Source organism: Erythrobacter sp. MTPC3 (assembly GCF_042854385.1).
Classification (GTDB): domain Bacteria; phylum Pseudomonadota; class Alphaproteobacteria; order Sphingomonadales; family Sphingomonadaceae; genus Erythrobacter.
This window is the reverse complement of the sequence record NZ_BTGP01000019.1, coordinates 1-11,070: the sequence shown is the minus strand read 5'-3', so window position 1 is coordinate 11,070 and position 11,070 is coordinate 1. Positions and strand designations below refer to the sequence as shown.

Below are 11,070 nucleotides of genomic sequence, written 5' to 3'. Positions count from 1 at the left end.
TTGGAGCGGTTCGTGGCGGCATCGTTCAAATGAATCTCAGTCCCTATTGACTAAGCACACCGAACACGGATTCTCCGTAGTTTTGAGGACTAAACCATTGAAATAAAGTGATTTCGTTCAGACGAATCATCGTGTCCCCGCTTTCGGTTTTAGGCCTCTTGTCTGCCATGCCTGTCCCGAAAATCGCTCACATTCGAGCGGTTGGGCAGCACCCTATCACAAGGGCGTGGCACCATGGTTCAACAAGCGAAACGCAAGACACTCAGAGCGCATCTCAACGGAAATTTCATGCGCCGCAAACTGCCTCCTAGCGGAAGTGAGTATGCGATCCACGACACCAAGCTTCCCGGATTCGGTATACGCGTAAGGTCCAACGGAAAAGCCTTTTGGTTTGTGCGACCAAGACGCCGTGGGAGAAGTCGTCGGATCATGCTCGGCAGTGTCAGCGAGATCGATGCCGTGACGGCACGCAAGCAGGCCAAGAAGGTGCTTGTTGAAGCCGCGCTCGACGGTCTTCCGCGTCAGCGCAAGCCCACCAGGTCACCGACCTTTGCCGAGTTCGTCGAGACCTATTGGCGCGACATTGCACGTGGGTGGAAGCCATCGACGGTGGGGCGCAATTGGCACGCTTGGACAAACATGCTTATGCCCGAATTCGGGCCATGCCGCGTAGCGTCAATCACGCGCGAAGATATCGTTCGCTGGCGCGATGGATGCTCGGGGGCGAATGCGTGCAAGTTCAACCGTTCCGTGCCGGTTCTCTCGTCGCTGTTCCAATACGCTGAAGCGCTCAAGATCACGCCGAAAGGGTCCAATCCATGCCGGGGAATTCCGCGCTACAAAACGCGGCTGCTTGAGCGTTATCTCACGTCAAAGGAATTCCGACGTTTGGGACGCGAGCTGGCCGAAGCGAAAGCGGAGTTCCCGGCGCAAGTGGCGATCATCCGGCTTTTGCTTTTCACTGGTGCGCGAATTTCCGAAATCCGCGATCTTCAGTGGGCTTGGGTCAGGCCACCGCGCCTTATGCTGCCCGACAGCAAGACGGGGCCCAAGGTGATCTATCTCAACGCTCAGGCGATTGCGGTCTTGAAGGGCGTCAAGCGCATCAAGGGCTGCCCGTTCGTGTTTCCGAACGCATCGCTCACCAAACCAATCACTATCCAACGCTGGTGGGCGACGTTTCGCAGGCAATGCGCCTTGCCCGATGTCCGCATTCATGACCTGCGTCACAGCTTTGCTTCGGTCGCGATCGCACAGAATGTGCCGCTGGCAACGATTGGAACTCTGCTCGGGCACGTGCTCCCGGAAACGACCGCGCGCTACGCGCATCTCGCAGACGATCACATCGCCGATGCGGCGCAGCGCGTCTCGGGATTTCTGGCGCAAGCGATTGGAGTGAGCCGATGAACGCGCGCACTCTGAACGAAGTCGTGGATGACGCGCTTGCTGAGATCGGGTTTGATCCCAAACAGCGACGCCGTCCCAAAGGGCGCCAGCGTGCGACCGAGTGGCTTGGAATCGAGCCGGGGTTCGGCTTGCGGCACTATCCCAATGGCCGATCAGTCTACATCGTTCAGGCGCGGATGGGTGGAAGAAATCGCACTGTGACGATTGGGTCCACCGCTGTTCTGTCCGTAGCTCAGGCGGCGAAAGTGGCGCGGTTGGTTCTGGCACACGCTCGCGTGGGCGGCGATCCGGCTTCGACCAAACAGCGCGTCAAAGGCGCGCCGCTGTTCCAGGATTTCCTCAATGAATTTTGGGACAAGTGGTCGGGCCGCTGGGCAGATAAAACTCTTTCGGTAAATATGTACTATCGTCGCCTTTATCTCGACGGCTGTTTCCCCGGTCTTGGGATCGACGAGATTGATGAGGAGCATGTCACCGAATGGTTCGCGCGGCTCAACGACGAAGCGCCGCCCGGTGCCGCCAATATGGTGCTCGGCATACTGAACCTCATGCTCAACAAGGCGGAGGACTGGGGTTACCGTCTTGACCACACCAATCCTTGCCGCGCGGTGCGCAGGAACAAGCGTAAAAAGTTTGAACGCTATCTCAGCATCAAAGAGCTGAATCGACTTGGCTGTGTTTTGGCCGAGTGGCGGCAATCGGAGGATGTCATGCAACGGCTGAGCGCATCGGCGACGACCTTGTTGCTCTTGACCGGCTGCAGGCGCGGGGAGATCCTTGGGCTGCATTGGGGTGACATCAAAGGGCGGCGCATCAAGCTGCGCCAAGCTAAGACCGGCCCCCGAACGGTCTGGCTTGGAGCCGAAGCGCAGGGGCTCCTTCAGGATTTGCCACGTCACGAAGGTATCGAATGGGTTTTTTGGAGTTCTGGCGCACAAAAGCCTGTCAGGTCTTATGACGCTCATTGGCGGTTGATGCAGGCGCAAGCCGGGCTGTCCGGAGTACGCCTGCATGATCTGAGACACACCTTTGCCAGTCATGCAGCAATGAACAAGGAAGCGCTGCCGATGATCGGCAAGTTGCTCGGACACCGTCAAATCCAATCAACCTCGCGCTATGCGCATCTGGATGATGGACACATATTCGAGGCAGCCGAAACGGTTGGAGCGGCCGTTGAAAGGATGATGTCGCTGGATCGATAATGTTTTAAGCGGACGATCTGCTTTCGACCCAAACTCAGTCATCGTTTGTCTGCGATTATCCCGCGTAATGCTTCTGAGCACAAGTCATCAAGAATTCGCTGAAGTCATCACTCCGAGCATTTAGCGGCGAATAGATTCATTTGAGTCATGGCTTTTACTTGCCAATGTGTTACACATCTTAAGAACATCAGGGGAGATGAGTCTTGCAGAAGCCGATTTTCACCACCGCAGCAGCGGCAATCGCGCTAACCGCAGTCACTGCTTCGCCAGTACAGGCGCGATTTTTGCAAACTGATCCAATAGGGTACGAAGACCAGCACAACCTCTACGCCTATGTTGCTAATGATCCGATAAATGCTGTGGACCCGACTGGTGAGAAACTCGTCATACAAGGAACCGAGGTACAGCGCGCCATTTTGAGAGCTGCTATAGAGCGCGCCGCTACACGCACTGAAGAATTGAACAATCGCTACAATACGCTTGTTCGATCTGAGAACGTTCATGTGGTCAGATTTGCTGCCAATCGGGAGAATTCGCAACTTCAACCAGACAACTTTGATAATGCTCAAAATGGTGATGGAACAGGATCAACGACATTGATCAATTCTGGGCAGCCACCTCTTACAGACGGCACGGTGAATACCGTCGGCTCGCTGATTGCACATGAAACCTTAGGCCATGCATACCAGGCAGAAACAGGTACGCTAGATTTGTCTGTTGATCCTGAGTCTGGAATCAAAAACGCTGAGATCGATGCATCTCGGATAGAGAACCAATATCGAGAAGCGCAAGGCCTACCAACGCGCACTGAGTACGATGGGAAACCATTACCTGAAAGAGCGCAATGATAAGCGCCCAATCCCAGCGGCTTTTTTGTTTGATGTCTCTCAGTGCAGTCATTGCAATTGCTTCCTGCAGTGCTCCCGATTCTGCACCTGATCCCTGCGACACATTTCCAAAAGGCTTGGTTGAAGCGCTCAAGACTGATGTAACAGTCGAAGAGACCGAGAAGTCCGTCGAAATCGAAGCCGCCATGGAAAGAGTCGAAGATTGCTACCCAAGCATGGAATATTCTCGCGACGGGCATCCTCTTATATTCGAACGCGTTTCGCTTGGGAGTGACGGGAAATTCTATATTTTCTATAGCTTTACCGGAATCCTTGACGACATGGTTGTTTTCAGACTGCTATCTAGCGGTGAAATAGACGCCGCGTTTAGCTACAGCCCACTTTCAAGGTTCGCCGTCCCCGACTAGTCACTCTGAGCATGTTGGAGAGGTCTTTGCGGCAATTTTTGCTTCTTTCTGCATTGTTGTGCGGACTTTTGTTTGGCTTTGACGCGCATGCTCAGTCACCTTCCGAGGTTGTCCGCGAAATGCTGTCAGCCCCTGAGGTCGATTTAAGCTATGAGAATGCAAAACTGACCTTCGATGCGATTATCGCACCAGAGTTGGACGAGGCGGCAATGACAGCCGAGATTGACCAGCTCGCCAATGCCGCTAACCGCATCGCCGCAAATGGCAGTGACGTAGACAAGCTCAAAGCAGCACGGCAGGTCATTTACGAGGCGGGCACATGGAACGGGAACAGGCCGTTCGTCTACGACCATGACGACCCATATGGCCAAACCTTACGCAACAAGCTCCTCGCGACATATCTCGACACACGCCGAGGCAACTGCGTGTCGATGCCCATCTTGCAGCTTATCGTGGCCGAGAGGCTGGGGCTGAACGTATCACTCTCAACCGCACCGCTTCATTTATTCATGCGTTACACCAATCCGACCAACGGGCGCAGCATTGCAATCGAGTCTACGAGCGGAGGCCACCCCACCCGCGAGAGCGAGTATTTCGAGCAGATGGGCGTTACACAGGCACAGGTCGATAGTGGTATCTACCTCGGAGTTCTGACCAAGCGCGAGAGTATTGCTGTCATGGCCAGCACCGTTACCGAATGGCTAATGAGCGAAGGCCGCTATGATGACGCTATCGCGGTTGCTGACGTGCTTCTCGAATACTACCCGATAGATGTTCATGCGATGCTGACACGCGGCTCTGCGCATGGTGAGTTGCTCCGTACAGAGTTTGTTGAGCGGTTTCCAAATCCGCAGACAATTCCGCCAAGCCTCAGACCGCGCTTTCAGATGCTTGCCAGACGGAACGTCGCAGCTTTCCAACAGGCGGAGGCATGGGGCTGGACGCCAATAGAATAGGGTCCATCACAACGTCCGTTTCCACCCCCAATCTCGGTCATAGGGCGATGGCTCGAACTGGGCCGGTTGCCGACCGTCCGCTTTCTGCAAATTTCAGGGCGCTTCAGACTTCAGATCTGGCTAGTCGGTTCGCTGGAACTCGTAGTCAGCGTGAAGATGTGGCTGCCATCTCTGGTGATAGCTGCGCAATTCCTTTCGGACTGCTTCACCGCTTGCTCCAGGCAGTCCAAAGTCGATGCCATCCAATTCGTCTTCGTCTGCCCATCCCCATGCCGCCATACGTTTGACGTATACGCTAGCGTCGAGCTGCGTTCCCGCCTTCTCAATTACCTCAAGCAAGCAAATTCCGGATACCATCAGTGGCCGACGCTGGGAGACTAAAGCTTCTAAGATTTCGTCCATGCGAAGAGCTGAGACATATGCCCCTTGATTATGCGCTAGGGCGCAATCCAGATCAAAAACGCTGCCATCCAACTCATGGGCCAATCCCTGCGCAAGCGTGGTCTTGCCTACACCAGTCCAGCCATCAATTCCGACAATACCAGATCCGCCGAGCCTTGGCCGAAGTGAGTTCGCGAGATCTCTCGTATCAGTGTATGAGTTGTCCATAACGATTATCTGGATAGGTGGGCCGGCGTTGGCAAACTTAAGCCCGTTGTGGAAAATCGTGCCTCTACATTTGGGTCAGCTAGCGGCTAACTCTCTTGCGTAGGGAAGAGATCCAGGTTCCGAGTATTGGGCTATTACCTCTTAAGTCCGACCTTTTTCCCAACATGCTCGCGCCACAAGCCAAGTCGTTTTATGCGGTACTCAACCAACTCTGGCGAAGTCCCATAACGCTCCGCTATCTCTGCAGCGGGTATCCCTTTTGATACTGCTGCTTGGACAACATGACGCGGGAGTAGGGACGCTGATGCCAAATAGTACGCGTCGTGCTCTTCCGCACTGTCGTAAGTCCGTCCGTATGCCTCGGCGATCCGTGACACCTTTGTGAGCTTATGACCCATCAAGATGTGCCAATACTCCTCGAGCAGCGTGACCCGTTGCCGTTCGCTAGTATGGCCATCATTTAGCAGCACCACCCAGTTTTCCATCTGACGATCTATCGGTAGGCTCATCGCAGACCATTCGGAACACGCATCGTCCCTCAGCCGGCGTAAGGTCCTCCCATCAAGGCAGTCCGTATCGGTCAGACGGATGACACTTACTCCCTCCACTTCAACTTCTAAGGACTCAAGCGGGTCCGTGTCGCTAAGACCAAGATCGCTTCGGAATTTCGAAGCAATAGCTTCCAACTGGTCCTTTGATAGCTCGGGATAGGGTTCGGCTTCAGCAACGGGTACTGGACCATTGGCCAAATCATCGTCGCCCCCACCAAACTTCTCCTTCAAGCAAGTAGCCGCTCGCAATAGCGATTTGACTGTCCCAGATTGCACGTTCTTTCTTGCTCGGAAGTGGACCTGCGCGACCCGCTCGAAGTCCTCGCCGAGCCTCTCAGCATCCTCTCCAAGCCATTCCAATAACCGTATTTTCGAGTTTGTGTCCGGCGATCCATCGCCACGCTCGATACGTGCGAGTGTCGAGAAACTGATTCCGACCTGGGCCGAGAGGGCTCGTATGCTGAGGCCCTGCCGCTTTCGCTTGTCCGTAACTGCCTGAACTAACTTCGCTTCTATACTCATCCCCGACTCCGTGCTGATGACACGCTTGACACGCAAACCCACCTGACCCACCGTGTGCGAATGATACGAATCGCACAAATCTCCGTCAAAGGGAAGCCCGCGAACCGTCATTCGGTCGCTCATGGTCGTATCAGTTACCCCTCTCCATCCCCGAAAGGAAAAATCAAAAATGGCGACTGCTCCCGCCCGTGAACCCGAAACTTCGACCCTGGACGAGATTCTGCTCGATCTGGCTGTGCTTATCGAGCTTAGTCCGCGCGACAGGGAAATCTTGGAGAACCGTTATCGGCGTCTGAAGGACCATGTCGAGCGACCGTCAAGCCCATTGCGACCGTTTCTCGTCGATGGCGAGAGCCTGATCTATGCCCAAGGCTCTGTCGCGACCAGCACCACAATTCTTAGCGGCGATGATGACGACCGTTTCGACGTTGATGCGATGGTAGAGATTGATGTGCCCGTTCATTGGCCTGACAACATGGCGCTCGATCTCTTGTTCGAAACGCTCAAGGACTTCCCCGGGGCCATTGAGGTTGAACGGTGTACGCGCTGCGTACAGATCCGTTTTGCATTCATGCATATGGACGTTACGGTCATGGACCGACGTGAAAGGCGAGCTGGTCAACGACCTGGCGAGATCTTTCATTCTCCGGACATCGGACAAGCCTATCGGGTGGACTCAAATCCCTGGGGCTTCACTGCATGGTTTCGCAGCCGTATTGGCATCGGCGAGAACTCATTTGAAACGCGACTGAAAGCCGCGCGAGACGCGGCCGGCGGTTCCCGGTTGAAGTTTCTTGACGACGCAGAGCGCCGTGCACTGGCTGATGCCGAACAAGTGCCCCTTCCGCCGATGATCCCCTCTCGGATCGACGCACAGGAAGCAGTCGCTCTCAAGCTGCTCAAGCGTTACCTCAATATCTGCTACGCCAACTCACATCTCAAGAAGCCGCCGTCCATTTGGCTCACAAAACTCACCGGAGACGTTGGCCTAGTACAAGGTGGTCTCGCACTTCAGCTCTATGCCCTTTCCAAGGCCATCGGCGATAATCTGCGCGGACATTTACAATCCCACACCGTGCCTCGCGAGGTGAATCCAAGCTATCCGCCCGACGAAATCAATGACCGATGGCCGCGACCTTGGCCCGAGGCAGAAGTCGACATGAAGACCGCCGCCAATCACCTTGATCGGCTGGCAGGGGCTCTCGAAGAGATGAACTGCTCCTCGCAGGCCGCGATATTGAAATTGATCGATGAGTACTTTGGCGAGCGGATCGGGCAGCAAGAGCGTCGCATTCTGAAGGACCGTTACGATCGGAGGAACTCTGCGGGCAAAGAACTGCACATTCAGCCCGGTCCTGGAACGATATACGCTCCGGCCATCGCTGCAACCAAGCCGGAGACTCGGCCCATACCCCAACATCGCTTCCACCCTGGACGCTTACCCACCAAAGCAGATACCGCGGATGGTTGATGGCGCTCGATCCACAAACGCACAATTGAATGCAATGCGAAGTCTTTGGCCGACGTTCCAGGGCCGTCGCCATGGGAACGGCCTTGTGACATGGCAGGGGGCACTGAAGCCGCGTGCGCAGGTCTACGCGGTGAACGTCTTTTGGTGGCCTGGCAAGATTGATCGGCCCTATGTGGTGGTCGCTGACCCCACGATCGAACCACGGAGCGGGGGTTCTTATGAGGAGATCCCGCATCTAATGTTCGACTCAGAGAACCCTAGGCAATCTGGCCTTTGCCTTTTCGACCCCGATGGGCACGAATGGAGTGACGCTGACCTGATCGCAGAAACCACCATTGGATGGGCAAGCGAGTGGCTACATTACTATGAGCTTTGGCATGTAAGCGGTGAATGGCTTGCGCCCGGCGTTGGATATGAGTCCGTCGCGCAGATGAATCAGACCGAGGCAGAGATTGTTCGCGAGGTTATCGCCGATGTTCACTGATCGCCGCGCAGCCAGTCTAGCTTCTCGCAGGGAGCGCCAGCCTTGGCCGAAGGACAAAGTCTTCAAGATACTCTCGCTTGATGGCGGAGGGATAAAGGGGATCTACAGCGCTCAGTTTCTTGCGAGATGCGAAGAGGAGTTGGCTGCTGGCAGGCCACTTTCGTCCTACTTCGATATGATAGCTGGGACATCTACAGGGGGGATCATCGCGCTGGGGCTTGCGATGGGCTATTCGACATCAGAAATTCTTGATTTCTACATTAAGGACGGACGGAAGATATTCCCTCCTCTACCTAGCACGAGGATTGGCCGCTGGCGGCGTTTCCTGAGTTGGCTGTTTCGCCCGCACCTTGACCATGCAGAATTGGAGAAAGCGCTCAAACGGCGACTCGGCAATAGGCCGTTGGGCGAGGCCTCGACGCGCGTCGTCATTCCAGCATTTATGGTCCCGAAGACTGAGATTGCGGTTTTCAAGACCGATCATCACAGTGACTTCAAGAACGACTATAAGACACCGGCTTGGGAAGTCGCCAGATCGACATCAGCGGCACCCACTTATTTGAAGGGACATGAACATGAACCTTCGGGACGGATCTTCATAGATGGAGGCGTTTGGGCCAATAACCCTGTAATGGTTGCTCTAGTAGACGTGCTGAGCGCCTACGACATATCGCCCGAGCAGATCGACATCCTAAGCATCGGCACCGGGAATCCTCCATTTGAATTGAGAGCCCGAGCTGCAACCGGTGGTGCAATATCTTGGAGAGAAGCTATCAAGGCGGCGATGTTCCTCACAACAGACAACGCGACGGCTCAAGCCAAACTCTTACTCGGGCCCGACAGATGCCTTCGATTTGAGCCCGGCGGCGACACTGGTACTATCGAAATGGACGACTACGACAGGGCAATACCAGCGCTGCCGCCATTGGCAGACACGCACTTCAACGTGTCTAGGGACCTAGTCGCAAGATTCTTTGCGGAGGTAGTACTGCCTCGCGAGCGGCATTTCTCTCAATAGCGTCCGCTTTTAGCAGTTCTGGAATCGAACGGCTCTGTCTTGGATGGAGCGCAAAGCAGCCGCAGCATCCCATCGCTTGCCTGCGAAAGGCTTTGCCCAATCTTGGTCAGCTGATATCTCCAATCACAATGCTACTCGACGATCTGCTTCAGCGCTATTTCGCAACGGACGATCTGTCCTCGGTAAGCCCGGAAGCTAGGGCCTCTGGCATTGAGCGTTGCAGGGTTGATTTCGGACTGGAGCAAGATCGCGGCAAACGCTTCGCGCTGTGGTCGTTTCTGCATATGCTGGGGGTGGCACCTGACCTCGATGTGGCGTTCGAAGACGAAGATGATCGCGAGGCAACACGCAACTTCATGGACCTTCTCGCAGCATCTCAAGAGGCGAGAGAAAATTGACCCGATCGGTCAAGCTCGAACTCCCTCCATCTTGTGCCCGAAACCAATCCGGCTTTTGTCGCGAACAGTCCTGAATCAGCTCAGCTGAGGTCAGCAACGCGCGCTCGCTACGGGCCGTGTTGGCAGCTGCGCTGCCTGCCCGCACCACCCCTTGCGAGCGGCGTTTCCCTTCGGTCTTGCAGACCTCCTGTGCCGTCCTCCCATGACCTGTTTCTCTTGGATGTCCGCAAGCCGGAGATGGTCTCCGGTCAAGCGCAAAAGGAGCATCATAATGACCAACATCGCCATCCTCACAGGCCGCCTCGCACGCGATCCTGAGACCCGCCAGACCAACAGTGGAACAAGCATCACGGCGATCACAGTTGTCACCGATCGCCCGGCCAGAAATGCAGAGGGCAAGACCTACAAAGATGAGAACGGATACACCGCCAAAGAAAGCGAATTTCACCGCGTGACCTGCTTCAACGGTCTGTCAAAAACCGTCGCCGAACACTGTTCTAAGGGCCAGCTGGTTTCGGTCCAGGGCCGCATCCATTACACGCAGTGGGACGATGCCGATGGCGTCACCCGATACGGCACCGAGATCCTTGCTGATAAGGTCGATTTCCTGTCGCGCGGGAACGGCTCAAGCGAAGACTGAGCCCTCCGAAGATCCAACGACTGTCCGAGGCTCTGCCACATGGTGGCAGAGCCTCTTTTTTGTGCTTCCTTCAAAGTCGAAAATTGTGCCGTGGAATGATGCTTCGGCCTTGGATTCCGCCCACGCAGTTTGGGGGCTTGTGGTGGCCATACGTGTCCCCACGCGAGACATAAACAGAACATCGGGCCCAATTAGCAAAGCCGCTCAAGGCCGTCCGGCCAAGCGCCTTCTCGAATAATCGCCAAGAATCAGTTGGATGCACCGATTGCGCTGGCCGTCTGAAACAAGTATTTCAGTCCCTGTGTGGCATGCACACCGAACACGGCATGCCGTATAAATATGGGAAAAAGTGCAATAGAATCAGCGCGCGCGTTCAATGCAGTGCTTGGCAGATCGGTAGCCGTCGATGGTTATCTGTGCCCTGCAAGTGACCGGAATTGTGCGACTTTTGGTGGCAGTTCAGTTGTATTCGATGGCCATATGGTCCCCAATACGCGCAATAGGGGCCGCAGGGCCTTTCTCGATGGCAATTTCGCACGCCGGAAGTTGCCGCTCAG

General features: G+C 55.3%; 12 protein-coding genes. 10 read left to right on the top strand and 2 right to left on the bottom strand.

Features of this window, described 5'->3' with window-relative positions; genetic code table 11:
- The first annotated feature begins 234 nt into the window (after window positions 1-234).
- The 5 genes from ACGHU1_RS16545 (at window position 235) to ACGHU1_RS16525 (ending at window position 4,820) form a co-directional block, all read left to right on the top strand.
- On the top strand, window positions 235-1,407 hold the full coding sequence (locus ACGHU1_RS16545; RefSeq protein ID WP_390588749.1) for a tyrosine-type recombinase/integrase: 1,173 nt from the start codon (window positions 235-237) through the stop codon (window positions 1,405-1,407).
- Window positions 1,408-1,430: 23 nt separating this feature from the next.
- Window positions 1,431-2,609 carry a tyrosine-type recombinase/integrase gene (locus tag ACGHU1_RS16540; protein WP_390588746.1) on the top strand — a complete coding sequence of 393 codons (1,179 nt, stop codon included), beginning with the start codon at window positions 1,431-1,433 and terminating at the stop codon, window positions 2,607-2,609.
- Window positions 2,610-2,812: 203 nt separating this feature from the next.
- A complete protein-coding gene (locus ACGHU1_RS16535; RefSeq protein ID WP_390588743.1) occupies window positions 2,813-3,457 on the top strand; it encodes an RHS repeat-associated core domain-containing protein in 645 nt (214 codons plus the stop codon).
- Window positions 3,454-3,864, top strand: coding sequence for a hypothetical protein (locus ACGHU1_RS16530; protein WP_390588740.1), 411 nt, complete (start codon window positions 3,454-3,456; stop codon window positions 3,862-3,864). The genes ACGHU1_RS16535 and ACGHU1_RS16530 overlap by 4 nt, the downstream gene beginning before the upstream one ends.
- 119 nt (window positions 3,865-3,983) lie before the next feature.
- Entirely contained in the window at window positions 3,984-4,820 is an 837-nt protein-coding gene (locus ACGHU1_RS16525; RefSeq protein WP_390588738.1) for a transglutaminase family protein, read from the top strand.
- 120 nt (window positions 4,821-4,940) lie between these two features.
- Here ACGHU1_RS16525 and ACGHU1_RS16520 read toward each other — a convergent pair whose 3' ends face one another.
- Together ACGHU1_RS16520 and ACGHU1_RS16515 are read right to left on the bottom strand one after the other, a co-directional pair.
- Window positions 4,941-5,429 carry a hypothetical protein gene (locus ACGHU1_RS16520; protein ID WP_390588735.1) on the bottom strand — a complete coding sequence of 163 codons (489 nt, stop codon included), beginning with the start codon at window positions 5,427-5,429 and terminating at the stop codon, window positions 4,941-4,943.
- Window positions 5,430-5,563: 134 nt separating this feature from the next.
- On the bottom strand, window positions 5,564-6,625 hold the full coding sequence (locus ACGHU1_RS16515; protein WP_390588732.1) for an XRE family transcriptional regulator: 1,062 nt from the start codon (window positions 6,623-6,625) through the stop codon (window positions 5,564-5,566).
- Window positions 6,626-6,671: 46 nt separating this feature from the next.
- Between ACGHU1_RS16515 and ACGHU1_RS16510 the strand changes: the two genes are divergently transcribed.
- From ACGHU1_RS16510 to ACGHU1_RS16490, 5 genes are all read left to right on the top strand, one after another.
- On the top strand, window positions 6,672-7,973 hold the full coding sequence (locus ACGHU1_RS16510; protein ID WP_390588729.1) for a nucleotidyltransferase: 1,302 nt from the start codon (window positions 6,672-6,674) through the stop codon (window positions 7,971-7,973).
- Between the two features lie 238 nt (window positions 7,974-8,211).
- The gene (locus tag ACGHU1_RS16505) at window positions 8,212-8,457 is read left to right on the top strand and encodes a hypothetical protein (RefSeq protein WP_390588726.1); all 246 of its coding nucleotides are present in this window, start codon (window positions 8,212-8,214) and stop codon (window positions 8,455-8,457) included.
- Window positions 8,447-9,475 (top strand): CBASS cGAMP-activated phospholipase, encoded by a 1,029-nt coding sequence (locus tag ACGHU1_RS16500; RefSeq protein ID WP_390588723.1) that lies wholly within the window; start codon window positions 8,447-8,449, stop codon window positions 9,473-9,475. Before ACGHU1_RS16505 ends, ACGHU1_RS16500 begins: the two co-directional genes overlap by 11 nt.
- A gap of 128 nt (window positions 9,476-9,603) precedes the next feature.
- Window positions 9,604-9,873 carry a hypothetical protein gene (locus ACGHU1_RS16495; RefSeq protein ID WP_390588721.1) on the top strand — a complete coding sequence of 90 codons (270 nt, stop codon included), beginning with the start codon at window positions 9,604-9,606 and terminating at the stop codon, window positions 9,871-9,873.
- 271 nt (window positions 9,874-10,144) lie between these two features.
- Window positions 10,145-10,513, top strand: a complete 369-nt coding sequence (locus tag ACGHU1_RS16490; RefSeq protein WP_390588718.1) for a single-stranded DNA-binding protein — start codon at window positions 10,145-10,147, stop codon at window positions 10,511-10,513.
- Window positions 10,514-11,070 lie beyond the last annotated feature (557 nt).